This is a genomic window from Bryocella elongata (assembly GCF_900108185.1).
Classification (GTDB): domain Bacteria; phylum Acidobacteriota; class Terriglobia; order Terriglobales; family Acidobacteriaceae; genus Granulicella; species Granulicella elongata.
In genome coordinates this window covers 238,306-262,605 of sequence record NZ_FNVA01000004.1, presented here as the reverse complement: position 1 = coordinate 262,605, position 24,300 = coordinate 238,306, and the positions used below count along the sequence as shown (strand labels likewise).

Here is a 24,300-nt window from a genome sequence, read left to right as displayed (position 1 = left end):
GCTCCCACGAAGTGCTAACGCGAAGCGCTGCTCCCCGCTATACTGTCCCCCATGCCGCGCCAGACTGCCACTGCCCCACGCCTCGCCGCTCCAAGACTCGCCGCTCCTAGGCTGATCGTGCGCTCTTCGAAGATCCACGCCGCTGGTTGCTACACGCTCGACCCCATCAGCAAGGGCAGCCTCGTCCTGGAGTACACCGGCCCGCGCATCTCCAAACGCCTCGCCGACGAGCGCTACGCCGACCGCGTCGTGACGTACCTCTTCGGTGTCGCGGGCACCAACGAAGTCATCGATGGCTTCGGCACGGCCATGTTCGTCAACCACTCCTGCGACCCCAACTGCGAGACCGACGAGGTCAAGGGCCGCATCTTCATCAAGGCCGTCCGCGACATCGCTGCCGGAGAAGAGCTGCTCTACGAGTACAACCTCTACGACTCCGAAGACGACGACGCAGACTGCTACTGCGGCGCACCCCAGTGCCGGGGAACAATGTTCTCGGACTGGGAACTCGCTCGCCGGGCTCGCGCGGCTGCTCGGAAGAAGAGGACCAGCAAGAAAGCCAAAGCATGATCGAGACAACGTTTCGCTCCACCTTCGAAGAGTGGTCAGAGGGGCAAACGCTGTGGTGCAGGAACGCACTGAGCAAATCCCCACAGGCCAGGCTTCACCACGTGGTGAAGCTATCGCTTCCATGGGGCGCAGGCATCATGATGGTGATTCCGCCTCACTGGCCAGGGTTTCTCGTCATGGCCATTCTCGTCATCGATCTAATCGTGTCGAAGTGGCGGAGGCCCAGGATCATGCGTTGGCTCTTCGATCGCGATCCCGATCGCCAGCAGGACGTATTCGTACGCATCGATGAGTCTGGTTACTATAGCCAGCGAGAAGGCCTCACCGAGTGCCGCATGACTTGGGCATCATTCTCCGGCTGGAAAGAAGGGCCGCGCACCATCATCCTTGGTAGACATGGAAAATACTGCTTCCTGCCCAAACGTGTCCTAACCGAGGAGCAGCTTCACCTCCTTCGGAATCTCTGCCAGACTCGGATCGCAACCGCGCCGCCATCCCGCTGATGCTGCAAAGACAATCTCTTACTCGTCGTGGAAACGCTTCTCTCCCACCGGAATCGCCACCTGCAGCTTGTTCTGCTGCGGAGGCAGTGGGCAAGTCGCAAAGTTCGTGTACGCGCACGGCGGATTCTGCAACTGGTTGAAGTCCAGCGTCACCGCTCCCGCCTTGTCCAGGCCCTGCGTTGGGAAGTCGGTGTAGAGGAACCGCGAGGCTCCATACGTCGTCGTGCGGCTGGTCAGGTCGCGCAGGATGAAGAACAGCTTCTTCCCTTCCACGACCGGTTCCAGCCGCAGCGTCTTGCCATTCAGCTGAAACTCCGCTGCCCCGGGGACCTTCTCATGCAGCGTCGTCCCAATCACCGTGGCAATCGCCACCTCGTGCGCACGCTGATACGGAATCCACTTCGCCTGCACGCGATACGCCACGTTGGGAGCGTACCAGTTCAGTCCGCGGAAGTTCACCCGCTCGGGCGCATTCGCATCCTTGATGCGCAGCCCCAGCAGCTCGCCGCGCGGAATGATCGTCACCACAAAGCTGCCGAACTGCAGCTTCGAGTCCAGCGATAGCGGCCCCGCAACGGCCGGCTTGCCGTCGATCGTGAACCCCGCTGGGAAGCCGCCCTTCGGCGCATCGATCTTCAGCGAAGCGCCCGGGACCTTCTCGGTCTGCTCAATCACGGCCAGGTGAGCAGGGGCGCCGGCGGGCAGATGTGCCGTGCTCTCCGGTGCCGAGCCCACCGCGTTGCTCCCCGCCTTCAGCCATTCCAACCCCACCAGCGATAACCAACCCTCCGGCGCCTGCAGCGACTTCGCGCGATTGGCGCGCCACTGCTCCTGCGAGGCGTTGTAGCTCGCCTTGTCATCCGGTCCGGCAGCACTGGCCGAACTCCCCGCCACCGCGAGCACTGCGGCCAGCGCCGCCACCCGCATCCCGAGCCCTCGTCGCACCCTGTTCCCTGAAATCATCGTCATCTCCCTGCCTGCGCCTCTTGAAAGATCATCCCAACGACAAAACGGCCCGCTTCAAGTTCTCCCTGAAGCGGGCCGTTCTCCTCAAAACCTGGTCTTACATCGCTAACATCGCGCAGGTCGTCGAGAGCTGTGGCACGCTTGCCAGCTCTGACAACAAACACCCATCGCGCGGAGGTTCATGCCGCCAGTATAACCACGCGCCTACCTTCCGCCTCCGCGTCTCCATACAATTTCCGCCGCCTTTGCTCTCCAAAGAGCGCCGTTCCGCCAACAGAGCGCAGTGCTCCACGCCTCCATGGACTCCATGGCTCTTGACACCGCGTATACGATAAAGACAGATGAAGACCAGCCCGGCCCACGCCGGGCTTTTGATTTTAAGAATGCCGTCCCGCGAGTCGAAATCCGATCCCCGCCTGAGGATGTCCCCCGTTAAAGTCCCTACTTCGAAGACTTTGACCCAAATGGGGGGAGGGGGGTACCCCACGCCTCTTCTCCACGCGTCCGGGCGCTAGAATGAACCTTGTCGATGGCTGGATATCAGGTTCTCGCTCGCAAATATCGCCCGCTGCGCTTCTCCGACGTCGTCGGTCAGGACCACGTCACGCGCACGCTCCTCAATGCGCTCTCGCAGAACCGCATCGCGCACGGCTACATCTTCTCCGGCCATCGCGGCATCGGCAAGACGACCATCGCGCGCATCCTCGCCTCCGCGCTTAACTGCCGCAACGAAATCGGCAGCACCATCCGCCCCACGCCCGAGCCCTGCCTCGCCTGCGAGAGCTGCCTCGAGATCCGCCAGGGCAACGCCGTCGACGTCATCGAGATCGACGCCGCCACAAACCGTGGCATCGACGAGATCCGCGAGCTGCGCGACGCCGCCCGCTACCAGCCCTCGCGCGACCGCTTCAAGATCATCATCCTCGACGAGGCGCACCAGATCACCGATGCCGCCTTCAACGCGCTCCTCAAGACCCTCGAGGAACCACCCGACCACATCGTCTTCATGATGGCCACCACCGAGCCGGAGAACATCCCGCAGACCATCCGCTCGCGCTGCCAGCACTTCAGCTTTCACGCCGTCAAGCTCGACGACATCGTCGGCCAGCTCCGCGGCATCTCCACCGCCGAGAACATCGACGCCTCCGACGCCACGCTCGCCCTCCTCGCCGAAGCCGGCGACGGGTCTATGCGTGACGCGCTCTCCATCATGGACCAGGCCATCGCCTCGGCCCCCATGCACGACGGCCGCCCCGTCCTAGAGGTCGAGCAGGTCCGCGAGCTCATGGGCTCGGTCTCCAACGTCGTCTACGAGCAGGTCCTCGAGGCCATCCGCGACAACAGCTCTGCCGACGTCATCGCCATCGTCGCCCGCCTGCTCGACGCCGGCAACGGCGCCTCGCAGATCGCCCGCCAGTTCGTGCGCTTCCTGCGCAACTGCGTCGTCGCCAAGATCACCGGCCTCACGCCCGGAGCCGAAGTCACCGGCGCCGCCGCCGACCTGCTGCAGATATCCAGCGAAGAGCGCTCCCGCTGCGCCCGCTCCGCCTCCCTGTTCAGCGAAGAAGACCTCTCGCGCTTCCTCGGCATCATGCTCCGCACCTTTGACGAGCTGGGCTTCCGCCAGGAACAACGCTTCCACCTCGAGCTCGGCCTGCTGAAGATGGTCCACGTCCAGCGCCTCATCCCGGTCGAAGACCTGCTCGCTCAACTCGGCGCGCCTGCCCCGTCGGGCGTCACACCAACGCCGTCCACAGGCCGTGCCGCGAGCTCCGCAGTCACAGCCGCCGTGAGCGCAGCTCCACGACCGTCTGCGCCTACAGCGTCAGCCTCTTCGACACCCGCACGCTCCGCTGCTCCTTCACCCTTCGATAGCGACCGCTCGCGCAAGGTGCCATCGGCATCCGCCGCTGCATCCAGCTCGCCCATCGCCGGAACCTCGACCGCAGGCTCGCTCGCGCTGGCCGGGAAACAGGATCCCGTCGCAAACGACTCTCCGTCCTCGCGCCCTCATCTTGTCGCCACGCCTCCCGCACCGCCGGAGCCCGCACGTGCGGCCGTTGTCGCGCCAGCCGCAGTCACGCCTCTTGAAACACCCTCGCCAACATTCGCGCCGCCCATCCCTTCCGCGTCAGCCCCGGTTGAGACCATGGCGGCCACGCCAATCGTTGCAGCTCCGATAGCCGCACCCTCCTTCGCTGCAAGCCCCGTAGCGGCATCGCCGTTCTCTGCAACCGCAATCGTGGCCGAGCCCATCGTCGCAACGGCAATCGAAGCGGAACCCATCACCGCCGCTCCCGCAGCCTCGACAGGGGGCATCGACCTCGAGGCGCTACAACATGCCATGGGTGCCGCGCTCGCGGCGGGCAAGGGGCAGGAGTCCGCCTCGCATCAGATCGAGGACGCCACCTTCACCCTCAACGGCGATACCGTCGAGATCCAGACAGGCGTCTCCAAGGCCATGCTTCCGCTGCTGTTCAATGCCGAAGCCGACAAGCTGTTGAAGTCGGCCATGCGCGAGCAGGGGCACGCTGCGCTGAAGTTCAAGCTGCTGCCCGGAACCCCCGCCGCTGCCGGGAAGCCCAAGAAGGCCCGCGCCGCAGCGGCAGGCAGCGTCGAAGATCTCGCCGCAAAGCATCCCATTGTGCAGAAGGCGCGAGAGCTCTTCTCGGCGGAGATCATCCGCGTCGACGATCTCCGCAAGGACTAATCCCATGGACATGAGTCAGCTTGGCAGTCTCTTCAGCTCTGCGATGTCGAAGCGCGATGAGATGCTCGCGTCGCTGGACAAGATCGTCGTCGAAGCCGAGTCCGGCGGCGGCCTGGCGCAGGTTCGCATGAACGGTCACAAGCAGGTTCTCAAGCTCACACTCGCGCCCTCGGCGCTGGCGGCCGCCGGCAGCGACATCACCATGCTCGAAGACCTCATCGTCGCTGCAATCAACGCGGCAGGCCGCAAGGTCGGCGAAGCCACCGAAGCTGCGAGCCACAACATGCTCACCGACCTGGGCCTTCCCGGCCTGTAGAGAGCTGCCCCGCAAAGATGACCACACGCTTCGCTCCTCCGCTCACGCGCCTCATCGAAGAGCTTCGCAAGCTTCCCGGCGTGGGCACCAAGACTGCGCAGCGCTACGCGTTTCACATCCTGCGCTCGGCGGATACCGATGCCGAGGCGCTGTCCGACGCCATCCGTGCCCTCAAGGCCGCACTGCACCTCTGCTCCGTCTGCAACAACATCACCGACGTCGATCCCTGCAGCTACTGCACCTCACCCACCCGCGACCAGCGCCTCATCTGCGTGCTCGAAGAGCCCACCAACATCGCGGCCATCGAGAAGACCCGCAGCTACAACGGCGTCTACCACGTGCTCCACGGCACCCTCTCACCGGTCAACGGCATCGGCCCGGACCAGCTCAGGCTCGGGAACCTGTGGCCACGGCTCACCGCACTTGTCGCGAGCGCGAGCGACGACTCCCAGCCCGCAGCGGAACTGATCCTTGCCACGTCCCCCACCGTCGAAGGCGAAGCCACCGCCCGCTACATCGCCGATGAGGCCCACAAACGCGTCCCCACCGTCCGCATCACGCGCATCGCCACCGGAGTGCCTGCAGGCTCGGACATCGAGTACGCCGACGAGGTCACCATGACCCGCGCCCTCGAAAATCGCCGCGTCCTCTAGCGCTGCGGTACACTCGCTGCATCCCACCATGCCGAGCACACCGCGCCCCCTCATCAAGAGGCTTCTTCGCCTTCTAGCGCTCTTCGTTATCGTCTGCGCCACGCTAATGATCGTCGGGATAACTTGGCTAATCGGGCCCGATTACGTCCGCCCGCTCTGGTGGCATGCGCGTCACGGCAAGACTGTCAGCTTCGCGGGGCACCAACTCGACCTTCCACTCATGATGAGTCCTGAGCAGGACGACCGGAGCACGGAACTCGAGATCGTGGGGCCAAGACCTCTCTTCCACGATGGAATGATTCTGCATATTGGTCTCGACACGAAGGGACAAGTCAAGAGTGCGCAGGAGATCGCGCAACGCCAGACGGCCGTTCTAGATGGCATCCGCCTTCGAGCTCGCCATCCATGGAGCCAAGTGCGCGAGGACATTCACGGGCAGCATCTGACCTATCTCTGCCTGCGGGATGACATTGGAGGATTGGGCGAATCTCTAACATGCCAGATCCCCGACTCCAGCTTGATCGTCAGCACCATGGCGGGACCGCAACAGGTGAGAGAGGTCCGAGCGATTCTCAACAGCATGCGCTGAGGCTGCCGCTTCTCTCGGTTTTTCACAATCTTCATACCGACGCGATACCCTGTCGGCATGTCGTCGCAGACCACCCGCCGCCAATTCCTCCGCCAGACCTTCGCCTTCAGCGCCGCTGCCGCCACCGGTTCTCTTTCGCGCGCACTGGCCCAGCCCGTCGATCCCAGGGCGCAGCACATCCTCATGATCGGCGATTGGGGCGCGGAGGACATGACACGCGGCCAGCAGCAGGTTGCGGCCTCCATGGTCAGCTACGCGCAGAGGAACGCGCTCAAGCCGCAGAGTCTCTTCATGCTCGGCGACACCTGGTACGGCGACCTCGACGGCGGCGCGGCCTCGCAGCGCTGGAACACCCAGTTTGAGAAGCTCTATCCCGCCTCGGCCTTCCCTGGCCCGGCCTACACCATCGCTGGCAACCACGACTATCAGCACATGCCGGCGACGGTGAACAAGCTGCACGCCGAGCTCGAGTATGCGAAAACCGGCAAGTCCCGCTGGACCATGCCCGCACGCTGGTACACCTTCGACGTCGCTACGCCGGATCACAAGCCCCTGCTGCACGTCATCGCTACCGACACGAACGCGCCGCACGCCATTAAGCCCACCGACAAGGTCAACTTCACGCTCAGCGAAGACGACTGGCACGAGCAGACCCAGTGGCTCGCGGCCGAGCTGGCCAGGCCCACCACCGCGCCCTTCACCATCGTCCTCGGGCACCACCCCATCTACTCCAACGGCCCGCACGGCGACCACGCCCGCCTCATCGCCGACTGGGAGCCGATGATCCGCCAGCACAAGGTCTCCGCCTACCTCGCCGGCCACGACCACGACCTGCAGCACCTCGAATTCGCCGACCACCCGACCAGCTTCGTCTGCTCCGGTGCCGGCGGCGCGGACCTCTACGACATCAAGATCGATGAGCACCAGCGGGGCCCCTACGCCATGAAGGTCCACGGCTTCACCCATCTCGAAGCCACGCCCGACGCCCTCACCTTCCGCCACATCGATGAAACCGGCGCCGTCGTCCACGCCTTCTCGAAGTCCGCTGGCGGCAAGATCACAATCCTCTAATGGTAAAGGCCGAAGCAGCCACACACAGCTTTGTCAGGGCGGGGCTTCAGCCCCGCCTTCCCGCCTCGCCTATAAAGGGGCTTTAGCCCCTGAGGGGACAGATCACAACACCCACGGCACGGCCTTGCGATGATCCGCGCAAGGCGGCAGCACAAACATCACGCACTCGATGTTGCCGCAGTTGAAGCACCGGCCATCAGGCAACACCAACTGCGCCCGCGTGCAGTTAGCGTCCTGGCACATCGCATGATTACATGCAGGACAAATAGGGATTTCACGATCCATCGCGTCAGCCCTCCGACTTTGGATCGAGAGCGTAGCACCGTCCGCGCCGTGTGAAAAGCCCCTTCTGTAGCTCGCCGCGCTCTAGTACCGAATGCCACGCAGGTAAGCCCGCGCGCCCTTCAGGCTCTCCGGAATCGGCATCCTCGTAAAGTCCTGGTCCACAAACGCATATTGGATCCCCAGGCTTCGCCCCTCAGCCAGAATCGCCGGCCACGCGATCGCCCCCTTCCCCAACTCCGCCATGTGCTCGCCGCCGGAGTCCATGTCATACCCCGTCGGCGCTCCCGCAACCCGATCCTTCATGTGCAGCAGCACAGCCCGGTCGGCATGGGCTTTAAGGAAAGTGACCGGATCCTGCCCCGCCTGCGTCAGCCAGTAGCAATCCACCTCCAGCTTCACCAGCCCCGGATCCGTGTCCTTCATCAGCGTCGCAAAGCCTGTGGTGCCATCCATCGGAGCGAACTCGTAACAATGGTTATGGAAAGCGAACTGCATCTCCTGCTGCTGCGCCAACTTGCCCACCTTGTTGAAGAGTTCCGCCGCTGCCCGAAATCCCGTAAGGTTCGTCTGCTGCGCCTTGGGCAACATCGGGCACACCATGTAGCCCAGCCCGAGTTCCTTCGCATACGCAACCTTGCCCTCCAGGCCATCGTAGTCAAAGTGCCCGGAGACGCACTCCAGCCCGGCGTCCTTCACCATCGCCCGCAGCTCCTTCGCCGGCACGCGATACGCAATCGGATACAGCTCCACCTGCTCGAAGCCCGCATCACGAATGGTGCGAAAGACCTTCGGAAGATCCGTCTTCGCCATCTCCCGCAGCTCAAACATCTGCACGCCATAGGTAAGCCGCGCTCCTTCGGCCCACGCGCTGCGCGTCGCCACAGCAGCCGCTGCTCCACCTAACATCCCCGCAAACTCACGCCGTGAAATCCCGCTCTGCTTCATCGATCTCTCCCCTGAAAAAAGCCACGGCCACCACTCTACTTGGAGAGTGGTGGCCGCGTCAGCTTCGAGTTTCTTATTAGTCAGACAGCCGCGCCCGGCACCACGCGCATATCGCCCCCGGTCATCTCCTTCGGAAGCTCCAGATCGCACAGCCCAAGAATCGTCGGCGAGATATCCCGCAGTGATCCATCATTGCGCACGCCAATCTTCTTACCTTGGTCCGTCACTAGGATGAACGGTACAGGGTTCGTCGTATGCGCCGTGTGCGGTCCACCAGTTACCGGATCGATCAGCAGCTCCGCATTGCCATGGTCGGCCGTGATGATCCAGTTGGCGCCATGCTGCTTCACCGCCTGGTAGATGCGACCAAGCTGCGCATCCACAGCCTCCACCGCCTTCACCGTCGGCTCAATCATGCCCGAGTGGCCGACCATGTCCGCATTCGCAAAGTTCACGATGATGATGTCGAACGCGGTGTCCGTAATCGACCGCACCACGATATCGCCAATGCCCTCCGCCGACATCTCCGGCGCAAGATCATAAGTGGCCACTTTCTTCGACTGCACCAGCTCGCGGTCCTCGCCCGGAAACGGCTTCTCAATGCCGCCGTTGAAGAAATACGTCACATGCGCGTACTTCTCCGTCTCGGCTACGCGCAGATTGCGAAGCTCATACTTCGCCATCACGTTCGCCAGCAGGTTGTCCATGCTCTCTGGCGGAATCACCATCGGCAGCTTGTACTTGGGGTCATACTGCGTCATCGTGATGTACGCAAGATTCTCAGGCACGGTATGCATTGGAATCTCGGCGTTCAACTCCTCCGCCTTTGGCAGTTCCATGCCACCAGAGGGCGTAATCCCCGAACGCCGCGCCAGCACTCGCGAAATCTGCCGCACACGATCCGCGCGATAGTTGAAGCAGATCACCGCATCATTGTCCTGAATCAACCCCACCGGCTGGCCAGCCTCATCCACACAGACAAACGGCTCGATGAACTCATCGTTGACGCCATTGTGATACGACTCACGCACCCGCGCCAGCGCATCCACATAGCGACCACCTTCCGGATCACCCGTCACCATTGCGCGGAAGGCCTTCTTCTCGCGGTCCCACTTCAGATCGCGATCCATCGCGTAGTAGCGACCGCTCACACTCGCGAGCTTGCCTACGCCAATCTCCGCAAACTTCTGCTGCAACTCCTCCAGGTACCCCAGTCCGGAGGTCGGCATCGTATCCCGGCCATCCATGAACGCATGCACATACACACGCTCGATCTTGTGCATCGCGGCCAGCTTCAACAACGCATACAGATGCCGCTGATGCGAGTGCACACCACCATCGCTGACCAGCCCCACCAGGTGCAGTGAATGGTTATCCTCACCCGCCCGATGGATCGCCTTCAGCAGCGTCGCATCTTCAAAGAACTCGCCCGTCATGATCGCGCTGTCGATGCGCGTCATATCCATCCGCACAATGCGCCCCGCGCCCAGGTTCAGATGCCCCACCTCGGAGTTGCCCATCTGTCCGTCCGGGAGACCGACGAAGTGCTCGCTGGCGCGAATCAGCGTATTCGGATACTCGGCCAGCAACCGGTCATACGTAGGCTTGCGCGCCAGCGCGATTGCATTGCCGCGCGTCTCCGCACGATAGCCCCATCCGTCAAGGATGGTCAGAATCACCGGACCGTTCTTCGCCATTCGTTTGTCTTCCCTGTCTTTGAAGTGCCTGCCTCTAGCTTCCGTCTGTGCGTGGAACGGCTCGCGTGATCGAGGTCACTCTTCCCATGTTAAGCGAATGGGCGCAGCCTGTGCGGCCGCGCCCATTCGCTGCACTTTTTGTTTATGCATCACCAAGCCGGGTCACCGGCTAACGCGAAGCGCCAACGGCGAAGCCGCTACCCGCGCGAAGCGCCGCTAACGGGCAACCCCCGCTGCCTCACACACACAGCTCATCCGCGATGCTCAAATGCCGGTCAAGCGCATCAATCCCCTTCTCGAGCTCTTCCTTCGTCACAATCAACGGTGGCGCGATCACAATGTGCGACACCCACGCCTGGATCATCACCCCATCCGCCGCCAACTTGCCCGCGATCTGGTCGACGACCAGCGGCTTGCCGCTGACCTTGTCGACATACGTGTTGAACGGCTCCTTGGTCTCGCGGTTCTTCACCAGATCCACCGCCCAGAACAGGCCCTTGCCGCGCACATCGCCAATCGACCTGTGCTTCGCCTTCAGCGCCTGCAGCTTTTCCTCGACGAACGGCTCCAGCTCCTTTGCACGCTCCACCAGCCCTAGCCGCTGCATCTCCTTGATCGTCGCCACCGCAGGCGCCAGCGTCATCGGATGCGCTTCATACGTGTGCCCATGCGAGAAGTAGTGATCCTGGAAGAAGTCGCCGATCTTCTCCGTCGTGGCGCAAAGGCCCAGCGGCACATAGGCCGAGGTAATGCCCTTCGCGGTCGTCAGGATGTCCGGCGTCACGCCCCACAGGTCCATCGCGAACCAGGTGCCGCAACGTCCCCAACCGGCCATCACCTCGTCGGCAATCATCAGCACGCCATACTCATCGCAGATCTTGCGCAGCCGCGGCATGTACTCGGACGGAGGCACAAGGATGCCATTCGTGCCGACGATAGGCTCCACGATCACCGCAGCCACATCGCTCTCGTTGCGGATCATGTGCTCGAGGTAGTCCACGCAGGCGATACCGCACGTCGGATACGTGTGCTTGATCGGGCACTTGTAGCAGTTCACCTCCGGCGCGAAGATGATGCCCGGCCCCTTGCCGCGAGGCTCCATCGCCCACCGGCGCGGATCGCCCGTCGCCGCAATCGATCCCGAAGTCGAGCCATGGTACGAGCGATAGCGCGCGATGATCTTCGTCTTGCCCGTGTACATGCGCGCGATCTTGAAGGCCGCCTCGTTCGCATCCGTACCGCTGGTGGTGAAGAAGAACTTGTTCAGCCCCTTCGGCAGCACCTCGAGCAGCAGCTTCGAAAGCTCCGCACGCGTCGTCGTCGCATACCCCGGCATCGCATACGCAAGCTCCTCGGCCTGCTTCGCAATCGACGCGATCACCGCAGGATTCTTGTGGCCGAGGTTCATGCACATCAGCTGCGACGAGAAGTCGAGGTACTTCTTCCCGTTGCCATCCGTGATGTAGCAACCCTCCGCATCAACGATGTGGAGCGGGTTCCAGCCCTTCTGGTACCGCCAGGTACCATAGTTCGTATCCTTCGTGATCTGCACCACCTCGGCAGAGGTCAGCTTGGTCTCAGATGGGGTCGTCGTGTCGGTGGAACTCATAACTGCATGCCTTTCGTTATTCGGTGACGGGAGCAGGGGCGATCGTCTCGCGTCGTCCCCACATAAGCAAAAGATAGATGGCTCCGGAGAGAAAGAAGCCGATAAACCAGGCGTAGTCGTAGAAAGCTAGCAGCGTTGGAAGCAGGCGCTGCCCGCCAACCGTTGGGTCCATTCCCAGATGTTTCAGAAGCAGGCCCCCGAAGATCACCAGGACTCCGATCACCAGCGCGATCATCGCGCGTGGATTGATCCCTTGGCTGTATTCGTAGGGCCCACCGCGTCGATACAACGAGTACGTATCCAGCTTCGTACGACGAATCAGGAAGTAATCTGCGACCATGATACCGGCCACTGGCCCAAGTAATCCCGAGTAACCCACCAGCCAGCCAAAGATGTAGTTCCCGAACGTGGATAGCCAGTACCAGGGACACATCAGCAGCCCGAGAAAGCCCGTAATCAGGCCTCCCGTGCGGAAGCTGATGTACTTCGGCGCGAGGTTGGAGAAGTCATTCGACGGCCCCACCACGTTGGCCCCGATGTTCACGTTCAGCGTCGCAATGAGCAAAGCGATCAGCCCGACAAACGCAAGCAGCGGCTGATGGAACATGCCCAACAGCTCAACGGGACTCCAGATCGGGCGTCCAAACACGACCGTCGAAGCGGACGTCACAGCGATGCCAAGAAATGAGTACGTCACCATCGCAACAGGCAGCCCGAATGCCTGTCCGACGATCTGCGCCTCCTGGTTCTTCGCGTAGCGCGTGAAGTCAGGGATATTCAGCGACAACGTCGCCCAGTACCCCACCATCGCCGTCAGCGAAGGAAAGAAGAACTTCCAGAACGCGCCGCTCGTGGCAAAGTGATCCGGTGCCGCCAGCATCGGTCCGAACCCTCCAGCCTTCCGCAGCATGAAGAACAGCAGCAACGCCGAGAGCACAAACATCACTGGCACGGAGTAACTCTGTAGGAATCGGATCGACTCGACGCCGTTCCACACCACCAGCATGTTCAACAGCCAGAAGCCCAGGAAGCACAGCCACACCACCCAAGGCTGCCCAACGGTAGACGGTGCAAGCACATTCACCATCTGCGCGATCGCGGTGCCGCCGATCCACGACTGAATCCCGAACCAACCGCACGCCACAACCGCACGCAGCAGCGCCGGCACATTCGCGCCCAGTGGACCAAAGCTCGCGCGCACAAACACGGGAAACGGTATGCCGTACTTCGCGCCCGCATGCGCGTTCAGCAACATCGGGACCAGCACGATCAGGTTGCCAAGCAGGATCGTAAACACTGCCTGCTTCCAGTTCATGCCGCCAGCGATCAAACTCGCCGCCAGCATGTACGTCGTCACCTCCATCGACATCGAAAACCACAGCGCGATGTAGTTATACGTCGTCCACGTTCGCTGCGACTTCTCGGTCGGCGCAAGGTCCGCGTTGTACAAGCGCGCGTCCGGCGCCACCGCCGCGCCTTCACTTCGGTGCGGTGCGCCGGGATCGGAAGTAAGTACCGAGTCGTAAGAGATCAAGCAAATCCTCCGGCATTCGCTTCGCGCCTCACAAACCGGCCTCGGCCTGTTGCTCCAAGAAACTCACCGGGCCGCGTCGTGTTATCCACCACAAGCTCCCCGCGCGAGAAGACCTTCGCCGCATTCCCCTTCACCGTCCAGCCTTCAAACATCGAGTAATCGGTCGCCATGCGCTGCGTCTTCGCACTGATCGTGTACTCCGCCTTCGGGTCCCACAACAGAATGTCGCCGTCCACACCAACACGAATCACTCCCTTGTGCGCCTCCATGCCAAAGATCTTCGCAGGAGCCGTCGCAGCCAACTCGACAAACTTCTCCGGAGTGATGCGACCGGTGTTCACGCCGAAGTGCCACAGGATCTGCAAGCGGTTCTCGATCCCTGGGCCACCATTCGGTATCTTGCGAAAGTCCCCCTTGCCCAGCGCCTTCTGCTCCATCGTGAACGGGCAATGATCGGTGGAGACGACCGCAAGCGTGTTATCGGCAAGTGCTTCCCACAGCGGAGCCTGGTTGCGCTTCTCCCGCAGTGGCGGAGTGAAGACAAACTTCGCTTCGTCCCAGCTCCTACCCGGCATCTGGTCCTCGATCGAAAGCACGAGGTACTGAATGCACGTCTCTGCCAGACACTTTGCGCCACGGCCCTGCATGAACTTGAAGGCGGCCAACGCATCTTCGTTCGAGAGATGCACGATATACACCGCAGCACCGGCCATATCAGCCAGTGCAATCGAGCGGTGCGTCGCCTCGGCCTCCGCCTTCGGTGAGCGCGAGAGCGCGTGATAGTGCGGCTCCGTCTTGCCCTCCGCGATCATCTGGGAGACCACCACATCGATCGCACTCCCATTCTCGGCGTGAATCAGGCACAGCGAGTTCAGCGCCGCGGCCTTCTGCATCACGCGAAACATCAGCTCGTCATTGATCATCAGCACGTTCGGATACGCCATGAAGAGCTTGAAGCTGGTGATGCCGAACCGCACCATCTCCTCCATCTCTGCCAACGTCTCTTCACCATCTTTGCCATGCAGATTCGTCACCGCCATGTGCAGCGAGAAGTCCACGCACGCCTTGCCATCGGACTTCTTCAGCCACGTCGCAAGCGCATCCTTCAGCGTGCTCGCTTGGTTCTGCAGTGCAAAATCAATGACGGTCGTCGTCCCGCCAATGGCCGCAGCCTGCGTGCCGCTCGTGTAGTCATCGGCCGAGGTCGTACCACCAAACGGCATATCGAGATGCGTATGCACATCGATGCCACCCGGCATCACCAGCAGTCCGGTCGCATCAACGACCTCATGCCCGTCTTCGCTCAGCCCCAGGCCGACTGCAGCGATCTTCTCGCCGTCGATGAGCACATCCAGCTTCGCCGAGCCATCTGCATTAACAACCGTTCCGTTCTTGATCAGAGTTCCCATGTCCGTCCTATCGCAGCGCTTTTCGAAGTAGCCGCCTTTGAATAAAGCGGATGACAAAATAGTAGAAGAGGCTATTCACGAGGACATACAGCGCCTCCAGCATCAGCTTAGCTACTCCGTCCTCTGAATCCGTCTGACTGATCGCGAGATACGCCAGAACTCCAGGAGCTCCCAGAATTGTGAACGCAGGGCTAAAGTGAAGATAGCCCCATCCGCACAAGGCCGTGAAGGATATGGCCAGAACAGCAGCCCACACCGGACGCGGAACCCAACGCCCAATTCTCGTCCAAACTGATCCTGAGCTCAAATTGACCTCTGCGAATTCGCTCAAAACAAATCCTTCGGCCCCGTAATGCCCTCCGGCACATACCCTGCCGCAGTCTTCCCCGCCCACGTCTCCATAGGCAGATCGTTCGGCACCTGCTCCATCGTGATGCATCCCGGCACCGGGCACACCAGCGAGCACAGGTTGCAGCCCACGCAATGATGTTCATCCACGCGAGGGATACGCGCCAGCGGGGTAGCGTACGGTCCTGTCTCTCCCAGGCCGCTCATGTCGAGCTTCGGAATCGGAGTGACAGTAATGCTCTTCGGTGCCGCCGCTGCAATCTGCTGAGGCGAGGTGTTTACATCCTGCGTCGCCTCCGCGCGATCAAGATGGATGCACTGGTGCGCTCCGTCCCAACACGCGGTGTAACAGAGCTGGCACCCAATGCACTTGCTCTCATGGATGCGCGCGACGACGTTGTAGTTCAGGTTCAGGTGCTTCCACTCCGTCACACGCGGCAGGCTGAGTCCGCGGAAGTCATCAATGGTCTCGTAGCCCTTGCGCTTCATCCACGAGAGCAGCCCATCCTTCATGTCTTCCACGATGCGATAGCCGTAATGCATCGCCGCAGTGCACACCTGCACATTACCCGCACCCAGCAGGATGAACTCTGCCGCGTCCTGCCATGTACCGATGCCACCGATACCCGAGAGCGGTAACCCGACTTCAGGATCGCTCATCACCTGCTGCACCATGTTCAGCGCGATGGGCTTCACCGCAGGCCCACAGTAGCCACCATGCGAGCTCTTGCCATCGACCTTGGGCCTCGGCTCCAGCGTGTCGAGATCAATACCCGTAATCGAGTTGATCGTGTTGATCGCACTCACCGCATCCGCGCCGCCCTTTTTCGCCGCGCGAGCAGGCATGCGGATATCCGAGATGTTGGGCGTCAGCTTCACAATCACCGGCGTGCGCGCGGCTTCCTTTACCCAACTCGTGATCTGCGCACAATACTCCGGCACCTGCCCCACAGCCGAGCCCATACCGCGCTCGCTCATGCCATGCGGACAACCGAAGTTCAGCTCCAGCCCATCCGCTCCTGCATCTTCGGCGCGCTTCACGATGTCATGCCACGCCTCGCGGTTCGACTCCACCATGAGCGACGCGATCACCACGTGCTTCGGATAACGCCGCTTCACCTCCGCGATCTCACGCAGGTTCAACTCCGTCGGCCGGTCGCTGATGAGCTCGATGTTGTTAAAGCCCACCATCTTCTGCCCGTTCAGATCCATCGCGCTGTAGCGCGAGCTCACGTTGCGTACCGGTGCACCGATCGTCTTCCACACCGCGCCACCCCAGCCCGCATCGAACGCCCGCATAATCTGCTCACCGCAGTTCGTAGGCGGCGCACTCGCCAGCCAGAAGGGGTTCAGGCACTTGATGCCCGCGAATGTCGTCTCAAGTGTCGGCATTAAGCCTCCTTCTTTTCTGCGAGCCATGCTGCGATTCCCACGCCCGCGCGTTTGCCATCCGCAACCGCGTCCACCACCTCGCGGCCACCATTCGCACAGTCGCCGCCGGCAAAGTATTTCGCGTTCGTCGTCTGTCCCGTTGCGCGATCGATCACCACGCGCCCGCGTTCCAGCTTCACGCTTCCACCCTTGAGAAACTCCGTGTGTGTCGATTGACCGATTGCAAGGATCACCAGGTCGAGATCCAGGGTGAAGTCTTCCTCCGGCCTCGGCACCAGCGAACCATCCTCGCTGGGGACCAACCGCATCAACTCCATCGCTTCAACGAGGTCCTCTCCAACAAGCCCCTTCGGTGCAACGTGCCACAGGAAGCGAACGCCCTCCTGTTTCGCATGTTCATACTCAAATGCGAACGCCGACATCTGCTCCGGCCCGCGGCGATAGATCATGTGCACCTCGGTCGCGCCGAGCCGCACAGCGGCGTTAGCCGCATCGATCGCTGTGTTGCCCGCACCAATCACGGCAACCTTCGGAGGCACACTGTCGATGCTCCCGCTCTTATAGCCGGCGATGAAGTCGAGCGCGTTCGTTACGCCGCTCTTCTCCTCCCCCGCGATGCCCAGCTTGTGGATCGCGCCGAGCCCCATACCGAGGAAGACAGCATCGTTCTCAGCTTCAAGCTTCGCCAGCCCCTCAGCATCGATCCACGAGTTGAAGTGGAACTCCACGCCCAGCTGCGTCAGCATATCGATCTCCCGCAGGCTCTCCGCCAGCGGCAGCTTGTACTCCGCAATGCCATAGGTATTCAGGCCACCCGGCAGCGGTCGCGCATCGTAAATCTGCGCGCGAATACCGTGGCGACGAAGCTCCGCAGCGCAAGCCAGCGATGCAGGACCACCGCCAATGAGCGCAACACTCTTGCCCGCATCAGCGCCCGGCGTAAATGGATGCGGCGTGCCGCTCGCATAAAGAGTGTCCATCGCGAAGCGCTGCAGCTTTGCGATCTCAATCGGCTGCTTGTTGTACCGGTGCAGCACGCAGGCGCCTTCGCAAAGCACCTCCACCGGGCACGCACGCGAGCAACTCGCGCCGAGGATGTTGGCCTCCAGAATCGTCCGCGCCGAGCCCTCGAGATTGTCGCTGGCAATCTTCTTGATGAACTTCGGCACATCGATGTGCGTCGGACAGGCCTGCGCGCAAGGGGCGTCGAAGCAGTAGAGGCAACGGTTCGCTTCCACCACGGCGGCGGTTGGATCGAAGGCCGGATGCAGATCCGGAAACCGTGCCGCGATCTCAGGCGATCCCGGCGACTGCGCTTGAAAGCGCCCGTGACTGTTCGTCATTCCACTCATCGTGTTCTCACGTCTCCTGCCGTCGTGCGATGGGCTCTCCAACTGAGAACCGCCGCACCGTAACTCAAGCGTTCAAGGACAAATTCGGGTGTCCAAAAACAGAAGGCCCCGCGTGCGCTCTATGCGCCGCGTTGCCGTGGAGCTCCGCCGTCGTTTGCGGAAGGATCGATTATGCAACATTTTTGCAGCGAGCGGTGTGACGAACCTGCAACGTCACCCTCCACCCGCTGCGATATCAACTCGCCGCCATCCAGGCAATCACCTTCTCAGCGAGGCCATGGAAGGCCTCGATCGCCTGCTCGAGATGCTCCCGCTTCGTGTCCTCCGCTCGATTGTGGCTCAGCCCATTCAGCGATTGAACGAACATCATCACCGTCGGTATACCCACGCGCGCCACCTCCGCTGCATCGTGCAGAGGACCGGAAGGCAGATGCTCACTCGTGCCGGCAACCTCGACGATCGCCTCATCGCACAGCGCGATCAGGTGCGGATCGAACGGAATCGGCTCGATCGACCATATCTTCGCCCACTCCACCGTGCACCCCTCTTCCACCGCGAAGCGCTCGCTGGCCTCCCGCGCATCGCCCAGCATCGATGCCAGCACCGTCGCATCAAGGTCACGCATGTCCAGCGTGCACTCGCATCGGCCAACCACCGCCGTCACGATGCCGGGAAAGGTCTTCACGCTGCCCATCGTCGCTACGCTCTGGGGATGTTTGCGCGCGATGGGCCGGATCTCCAGCGCGAGCTTCGCAGCGGCGGCCAGCGCATCTCGCCGCGCCTCCATCGGCGTCGAGCCCGAGTGCGCCTCCTGCCCGTGGAACGTAATCGCCCAGCGCTCCACGCCCTTGGTGCCCTGTACCACGCCCAGCGGCTTTCCCAAACGCTCCAGGATCGGCCCCTGCTCGATGTGCAGTTCAAAATACGCCGCGAGCTCCTTCTGCTCGCTCGCCGCGTCGCCGATCTTCTCAACGTCTACGCCGCACGATTTCAGCGCCGCCTCGTAGGTCACGCCATCGCGATCCGTTCGCACACGGTCGGCTGCAATGCTATGAGTCCCGGCAAACGCCGACGAACCAAAGAGACTACGCCCGAAGCGCGCCCCCTCTTCATCAGCCCAGTCCACCAGCTTCACCGTAACGGGCGGTCTACCGTTGTACTGCTTTGCGATGGCCGTCAGCGCCTCGAAGCCAGCAATCACGCCCAGGCAGCCATCCAGCCAGCCACCATTGGGCACGGAGTCCAGGTGTGATCCCAGGACAAGCGCTCTGGACGACTCACCCGGCAACGTGACCCAGTGATTCCCGGCAGCGTCGTAATGGTCTTCGAGAGCGGGGGCCCAATCGGCCCGCAGACCGTCAATCTTTGTCTGAAACCAGTCGCGGGCCTTCAGCCACGTCGGCGTCCACGCCACGCGCTGGGCTCCCATGTCGTCTGCGGTCAGAGCTCTCAGCTCATCAAGGTGCTGCAAGGCGCGATGCGAATCGATCATGCGCACCATCCTTGCAGACCGGCCGCCAGCCTGCAAACCGGTAGGCTCCTCAACCTTCGCTTCGTCCTAGTGGAATGGCGAGATGGACGCTTCAAAGTGCCATGGCGTCGACACATACTCGCTGTAATAGTTGGTCCCCTCGCACGTAAGAAAGTGATGACGCACCATGCTCAGTCCGACCGCGAGGAAACTCGCCGTCAACAGAGCCACAAACACGTACGTGATCGGACGGGCAGGACCGGGGTCCACCATTGGGCGCAATACCTGGGTCCGCTTCACTTCGCTCCGGGTACGCTCGGCCATCCAATCCACCACCTTCCGCGCCGTCACCGAACCGGCATCTCTTACTTGGATGACAGGCTGCCACATCCCGTGGCCTGACGATACCCCTCAACCGAAAGATAATGCTCGCGTATCAAGCGATGGTCCGAGCGCCGCACGATAGAACCGCCCTCCATGCAGCACGTTAGGCAAGCCGGTCAGCTTTCAAATCCAGCTCAACCGCCCGGCAGCTCCGTACTCCCGAGCCACGCCGACAGCACCAGGATCAGCAGCATCGCAAAGCTTTCCAGCACGAGATAGATCCTGATCCGTCCACTCTCGGCGTCCCCCCATACCGGCGCCCGCAGCTGCGCTCTGCTGCTGGCCCCGCAAACGAGTGCAACCGCGACGGCCACCAGCTTGAAGGCAAGCACGCGCGTCCACGGATCCAGCGGCAAAACATGGTGGGTCGGGGCGAGGGTGGTGTACGTCTTTACCGTCCCGGAGACGACCACCAGCAGCAACCCAGCCGTGGCGTCCCGTGAGAGGCGTGCCACGAGCCCACGTGCCTCCTGAGGGGCCGTCACGAGCGATAGGACACACCCTGACACCAGCACCGCACCGCTCCACGCGGTGATCCCCAACAGGTGGATTCCCTGCCAGGCCACGGCCGCGGTCATCGGGCCTTCCTCGACCGCGTGTCCCGACGCCGCGCGCAGCCCGATCACCCCGAGCCACAGCGCCGCCAAGAGCCACCGCGAACCCGCGCCGCCACGGACCGCTACGGCACAAAGCATCACCAAGCAAGACACCGCCAGAACCGCCGCAGCATCCCTGCCCGGAGCCGTAGCCAGCACGTCCGGGAGCGCTACCCGCAACTCGCGTAGTGACGCAGCCCCGCTGAATGCCGCCACCAACGCCAGCAGGGCCCCAGCCGTTCCAACCACCAGCAGCACCGCGGCAAAGATGCGGAGCACGGCAAGCCGCTGCCGCAGCCGCTCGGAATGGCTCGAGGACGAGAGCTCGACCCAACGGCCCGTCAGCACGCAACCCACTCCGACCGCCATCGCGACGTCGGTCGCGGCGACGGTTGTCACCCGGAGGAGAAGAACGTTGTCCACGCTGCTCGAAGAACTACTTCACGTTGAACGAGTAGTCGCCATCCATGTGGTGGCCGTCCGCCGCCGCCGAAACCCAATGCACGTAGTACGTCCCCGGCGCTAGCTTCGGCAGCTTCAGCGTCAGGTGCTTGCTGTCCTTCGGATCGAGCACCGAGGACTCCTTGCTGAGGACCTTGCCCTTTTCGTCCGTCAGCTCCAGCTTGCTGAACTTCGCCATCAGAGGCTCGGAGAAGATCACCGACAGCTCCGCAGGCGCAGGCCCGGTGGAGTCCGGTGCAGGCAGCATGATCTTGGGCTTGGAGTGTGCAAGCGCAGCGGTCGAGCTAAGCGCGAGCAGCAGCGCGGCAGAAAAACGTATCGCGGAGAATCGAAGAGCTTTCAGTTGCATGCGATTTCCTTCGTGAAATTCGTAGGTCAGACGTGAACATCCAGGACTAGATCGCGGTGATGGTGAACTCCGCAACGTACAGCTGCGTGCCCCCGCGGAACTGCAACCAGAGCTTGTAGGTACCCGCCTCGCGAAGAGCGATGTGCAGCATCATGTCCGAAGGCGATGGCCCGTTCTCCGGCATCGGTGGCGGGTCCTTGCTCATGTCCATCGACATCTGATCCATCGACATCGGATGAACGTGCACGTAGGAAAGATCGCTCGCGTTGAGAAACACCGCATGCGCCGGCGATCCCAGGTACGGATGCAGATCCGTCGCCGGCTTGCCGTCCTTCAGGATTGAGACGTCCAGCATGCTCATCATGCCGGAGTGCAATCGCACCGAACTCAGGTCGACCTCGTACGGCCCCACCTGAACGCCCATGCCGGTCTTCGGCAGCACCCGCTGCATCGATCCCGGGCTGCCTACCTCAAGATCGAAGCGAAACACCTGGTGATTGAGGTCCTTCGGCAGGCCATCCGCATACACATACCAGGTGCCGGGATGGGGAAACGCCTCGGTCATCCGAAGATGCCCGTCCGGCCCAAGCGTCGGATGCTCATGCAGAAAGGTCTTGAAGTCCGAGCTCACCATGACGACGTGCAGCTTCTTCGTCATCTCGGTCTGATACGTCCGGATCGCGTCGCTCTTACCCGGCTCCGTCATCCAGAAATCCAGCCTGCGCCCCAACGGCTGCCCGGCGACGGGCGTCGCCCGCAGGTGAGCGTCCGTCATCGGCTTCTGCCCCTGCAGGGCAAAGACACCGTGAATCTCCTGACCCTGAGCAAGAATTGCGGGGACGGCAAGCAACAGCAGCACGACAAGTCCAGCCAGACGCATAGCACTCCACAGCTTTGGGATATCACCAGCATAGAGTCCACGTCGCCTATTCGCCAGCTTGGGACGCAGCGGCGAATCGAGCCCATAAAAATTATTTATGAGGTCCAGCCGATAGAAACTGGTGATCCGGCCCATAAAGAGAATTGATTTTTCGGCACCTGATGTATCAGGAGTGATATACGTTTTCTCACACCGTAAGACAACGCCCCTGACCTTCCATGCGGTCCTGACGCCGTCGCGTGCTGCGCAATCGCAGCGACGCCAACGCCAGAGGAAGCCCTCCACCGCAGGGTCCCCGCCGTCGGGGCGTGCTGTCTTGCCACAACATCAAGCGACGGAAGGTTACGATGCACGCACGTTGGGCAGCATGTTTCATGACAGGGCTTATCCTGCTTCCGCTGGGTTGCAAGAGCGGTGACAAGGCAGCCAGCAGCCAGGCTAAGAAGACCAAGCCGGCGCTTCACATCAATCCGAACGGCACCAATGGCGTCGCACCGGTCGAGAGCTCCGCTCCTCCCGAACTCAAGAAGGTCTTCGACTACATCGACGCCCATATCGACGATCACGTCGAGAACCTCCAGAAGTGGATCCAGCAGCCCAGCATCTCCAACAGCGGCGAAGGCATTCCCGAGTCCGCCGAGATGGTCAAGGGCTTCTTCGACAAGCTCGGCTGCCAGACCACCCGCGTCTACGACGTCGGCATCACCGAGTATGGTTCCCCCGGCAATCCCGTCGTCTACGCCAAGTGCGATGAAGGCGCGCCCAAGACCGTCGCCATCTACTGGCAGTACGACACGATGCCCGTCACGCAGCCCGACGCCTGGGTCCAGCCTCCGTTCGAGGGCAACATCATTCCCGGCGCAGCTGCCGGCGTACCCGACATCCCACGCGTTCTCGTGGGTCGCGGCGCCGTCAACTCCAAGGGACCGGAGATGGCGCAGCTCAACGCCCTCATGGCCTACAAGGCCGTCAACGGCAAGCTCCCCGTAAACCTCATCTTCGTCGCCGAAGGCGACGAAGAGCGCATGGACATTGGCCTGCGCAAGTTCATCAAGGACCACTCCGACCTCCTTTCCGAAGCCGACGCGCTCTACGCCGGTGGCCCGTCTGAAGGTTGCGTCTACGTCGAGCTCACCACCAGCGGCCTCAAGTGGGGACGCGGCCCGACCGTCTCCGACGTCCATGGCGTGATGAAGCGCACCACCGACAGCCCGGCATGGCGTCACATCCACATGCTCGCCTCGTTGACCTCGCCCGACGGCAATACGCCCCTCATCGATGGCTTCAACGACAACCGCGAGTACCCCACCCCCGAGCAGATGCAGCAGCTCAAGGATCGCGCCGCCAAGACCGACCTCGTCAAGATGGCGAAGAACCAGGGCGTCGCACGCTACATGTCCGACGACCCGGTCGAGGTCCTCAAGGATGGCCGCTTCGGCACCAGCTTCAACCTCGACGGCATCTGGGGCGGCAACATGTACGCCGGTGGAGCAGGCGCGATCCTCCCCAACAAGATCACCTCGAAGCACAACTTCCGCTACGTGCCCAAGATGGACGGCCCGGACCTCATCCGCAAGCTGCGCGCGCAGCTCGACAAGAACGGCTACAAGGACGTCGACATCAAGCTGATCGGCGACGTGCCCTGGTCGCGCGGATCCTCGCCCACAGCGGATATCTCCGTCGCTCATCGCAAGGCGGCCGAACTGCTTGGCCTCAAGGCCAGCGGCGACAACCCCTTCATGGCGGCTGACAACTCCTCCGAGTACTTCGAGAAGCTCGGCGGCGAGCTCGCTCCCCTGGGCGTCGCACAGGCGGAAGCCACCGGCGGCTACTGGCCGAGCTACCTCTTCTCCGATGGCGAAGTGGGCCAGAAGGTCGGCTCGGTGTCCATCCCCATGGGCATGGGCGCTCGTGGCGGACAGGGCGGTCGCGCTCACGCAGCCAACGAGTACTTCGCCGTTGAAGGCTCACGCTGGGATAACGGCATGGCCGGTGCGGAGAAGCTCGTCGCTGCAGCCATCTACGAGTACTCGCAGACCACCACCACGGCTCCCAAGCCCAAGACGCACGCGAAGTAAACCGAAGCTGCCGCGGCGTGAAACCTCGCGCCGCGGCTGCCTCGTCAGAACACTACAAGGCTCCGCTGCGAGTCTCCCCAAAACCCTCTAGCAGTCGTACCCACTAGTCGTCGTTCTCTGGAGAAACGTTG

The 24,300-nt window shown here is 62.2% G+C and carries 21 protein-coding genes; 8 read left to right on the top strand and 13 right to left on the bottom strand.

Annotated elements, in window-relative coordinates; all coding sequences use genetic code 11:
• Positions 1 to 51: 51 nt before the first annotated feature.
• Entirely contained in the window at positions 52 to 570 is a 519-nt protein-coding gene (locus tag C4S68_RS13080; RefSeq protein ID WP_103933525.1) for an SET domain-containing protein, read from the top strand.
• Positions 567 to 1,073 carry a YcxB family protein gene (locus C4S68_RS13075; RefSeq protein ID WP_103933524.1) on the top strand — a complete coding sequence of 169 codons (507 nt, stop codon included), beginning with the start codon at positions 567 to 569 and terminating at the stop codon, positions 1,071 to 1,073. The genes C4S68_RS13080 and C4S68_RS13075 overlap by 4 nt, the downstream gene beginning before the upstream one ends.
• 18 nt (positions 1,074 to 1,091) lie before the next feature.
• Here the strand turns inward: C4S68_RS13075 and C4S68_RS13070 are convergent, their stop codons facing one another.
• Complete coding sequence (locus C4S68_RS13070) at positions 1,092 to 2,036, bottom strand: DUF1684 domain-containing protein (RefSeq protein WP_160115140.1); 945 nt, start codon at positions 2,034 to 2,036, stop codon at positions 1,092 to 1,094.
• Between the two features lie 532 nt (positions 2,037 to 2,568).
• On the opposite strand from C4S68_RS13070, the gene dnaX reads away from it, so the two are divergent.
• The 5 genes from dnaX to C4S68_RS13040 are packed head-to-tail and all read left to right on the top strand — an operon-like array spanning position 2,569 to position 7,378.
• Positions 2,569 to 4,749 carry a DNA polymerase III subunit gamma/tau gene (gene dnaX, locus C4S68_RS13060; protein WP_103933521.1) on the top strand — a complete coding sequence of 727 codons (2,181 nt, stop codon included), beginning with the start codon at positions 2,569 to 2,571 and terminating at the stop codon, positions 4,747 to 4,749.
• 4 nt (positions 4,750 to 4,753) lie between these two features.
• Positions 4,754 to 5,065 carry a YbaB/EbfC family nucleoid-associated protein gene (locus tag C4S68_RS13055; RefSeq protein ID WP_103933520.1) on the top strand — a complete coding sequence of 104 codons (312 nt, stop codon included), beginning with the start codon at positions 4,754 to 4,756 and terminating at the stop codon, positions 5,063 to 5,065.
• 17 nt (positions 5,066 to 5,082) lie between these two features.
• Complete coding sequence (gene recR, locus C4S68_RS13050) at positions 5,083 to 5,718, top strand: recombination mediator RecR (protein ID WP_103933519.1); 636 nt, start codon at positions 5,083 to 5,085, stop codon at positions 5,716 to 5,718.
• Positions 5,719 to 5,746: 28 nt separating this feature from the next.
• The gene (locus C4S68_RS13045; protein ID WP_103933518.1) at positions 5,747 to 6,307 is read left to right on the top strand and encodes a hypothetical protein; all 561 of its coding nucleotides are present in this window, start codon (positions 5,747 to 5,749) and stop codon (positions 6,305 to 6,307) included.
• A gap of 57 nt (positions 6,308 to 6,364) precedes the next feature.
• Positions 6,365 to 7,378 carry a metallophosphoesterase gene (locus C4S68_RS13040; RefSeq protein WP_103933517.1) on the top strand — a complete coding sequence of 338 codons (1,014 nt, stop codon included), beginning with the start codon at positions 6,365 to 6,367 and terminating at the stop codon, positions 7,376 to 7,378.
• A 366-nt stretch (positions 7,379 to 7,744) separates the two neighbouring features.
• On the opposite strand, the gene C4S68_RS13035 is transcribed toward C4S68_RS13040, so the two are convergent.
• The 12 genes from C4S68_RS13035 to C4S68_RS12975 all read right to left on the bottom strand — a co-directional run bounded on the left by C4S68_RS13035 (position 7,745) and on the right by C4S68_RS12975 (position 22,091).
• Positions 7,745 to 8,608, bottom strand: coding sequence for a sugar phosphate isomerase/epimerase family protein (locus tag C4S68_RS13035; protein ID WP_103933516.1), 864 nt, complete (start codon positions 8,606 to 8,608; stop codon positions 7,745 to 7,747).
• Positions 8,609 to 8,688: 80 nt separating this feature from the next.
• Positions 8,689 to 10,305, bottom strand: a complete 1,617-nt coding sequence (gene gpmI / locus C4S68_RS13030) for a 2,3-bisphosphoglycerate-independent phosphoglycerate mutase (protein ID WP_103933515.1) — start codon at positions 10,303 to 10,305, stop codon at positions 8,689 to 8,691.
• Between the two features lie 238 nt (positions 10,306 to 10,543).
• The gene (locus C4S68_RS13025) at positions 10,544 to 11,914 is read right to left on the bottom strand and encodes an aminotransferase family protein (RefSeq protein WP_103933514.1); all 1,371 of its coding nucleotides are present in this window, start codon (positions 11,912 to 11,914) and stop codon (positions 10,544 to 10,546) included.
• Positions 11,915 to 11,930: 16 nt separating this feature from the next.
• Positions 11,931 to 13,448, bottom strand: a complete 1,518-nt coding sequence (locus C4S68_RS13020) for an NCS1 family nucleobase:cation symporter-1 (RefSeq protein ID WP_235011576.1) — start codon at positions 13,446 to 13,448, stop codon at positions 11,931 to 11,933.
• Entirely contained in the window at positions 13,445 to 14,857 is a 1,413-nt protein-coding gene (gene hydA, locus C4S68_RS13015; RefSeq protein ID WP_103933513.1) for a dihydropyrimidinase, read from the bottom strand. Before hydA ends, C4S68_RS13020 begins: the two co-directional genes overlap by 4 nt.
• Positions 14,858 to 15,184: 327 nt before the next feature.
• On the bottom strand, positions 15,185 to 16,597 hold the full coding sequence (preA, locus tag C4S68_RS13005; protein ID WP_103933511.1) for an NAD-dependent dihydropyrimidine dehydrogenase subunit PreA: 1,413 nt from the start codon (positions 16,595 to 16,597) through the stop codon (positions 15,185 to 15,187).
• On the bottom strand, positions 16,597 to 17,940 hold the full coding sequence (locus C4S68_RS13000; protein ID WP_235011575.1) for an NAD(P)-dependent oxidoreductase: 1,344 nt from the start codon (positions 17,938 to 17,940) through the stop codon (positions 16,597 to 16,599). The genes preA and C4S68_RS13000 overlap by 1 nt, the downstream gene beginning before the upstream one ends.
• A gap of 244 nt (positions 17,941 to 18,184) precedes the next feature.
• Complete coding sequence (locus C4S68_RS12995; RefSeq protein ID WP_103933728.1) at positions 18,185 to 19,441, bottom strand: Zn-dependent hydrolase; 1,257 nt, start codon at positions 19,439 to 19,441, stop codon at positions 18,185 to 18,187.
• A 66-nt stretch (positions 19,442 to 19,507) separates the two neighbouring features.
• Positions 19,508 to 19,744: a hypothetical protein gene (locus tag C4S68_RS12990; RefSeq protein ID WP_146072140.1), complete on the bottom strand. Its 237-nt coding sequence runs from the start codon at positions 19,742 to 19,744 to the stop codon at positions 19,508 to 19,510.
• A gap of 194 nt (positions 19,745 to 19,938) precedes the next feature.
• Complete coding sequence (locus tag C4S68_RS12985) at positions 19,939 to 20,823, bottom strand: hypothetical protein (protein WP_103933508.1); 885 nt, start codon at positions 20,821 to 20,823, stop codon at positions 19,939 to 19,941.
• A 13-nt stretch (positions 20,824 to 20,836) separates the two neighbouring features.
• Positions 20,837 to 21,211, bottom strand: a complete 375-nt coding sequence (locus tag C4S68_RS12980) for a copper resistance protein CopC (protein ID WP_103933507.1) — start codon at positions 21,209 to 21,211, stop codon at positions 20,837 to 20,839.
• Between the two features lie 46 nt (positions 21,212 to 21,257).
• Positions 21,258 to 22,091 (bottom strand): hypothetical protein, encoded by an 834-nt coding sequence (locus C4S68_RS12975; RefSeq protein WP_103933506.1) that lies wholly within the window; start codon positions 22,089 to 22,091, stop codon positions 21,258 to 21,260.
• Positions 22,092 to 22,465: 374 nt separating this feature from the next.
• On the opposite strand from C4S68_RS12975, the gene C4S68_RS12970 reads away from it, so the two are divergent.
• The gene (locus C4S68_RS12970) at positions 22,466 to 24,169 is read left to right on the top strand and encodes a M20/M25/M40 family metallo-hydrolase (protein WP_160115139.1); all 1,704 of its coding nucleotides are present in this window, start codon (positions 22,466 to 22,468) and stop codon (positions 24,167 to 24,169) included.
• Positions 24,170 to 24,300 lie beyond the last annotated feature (131 nt).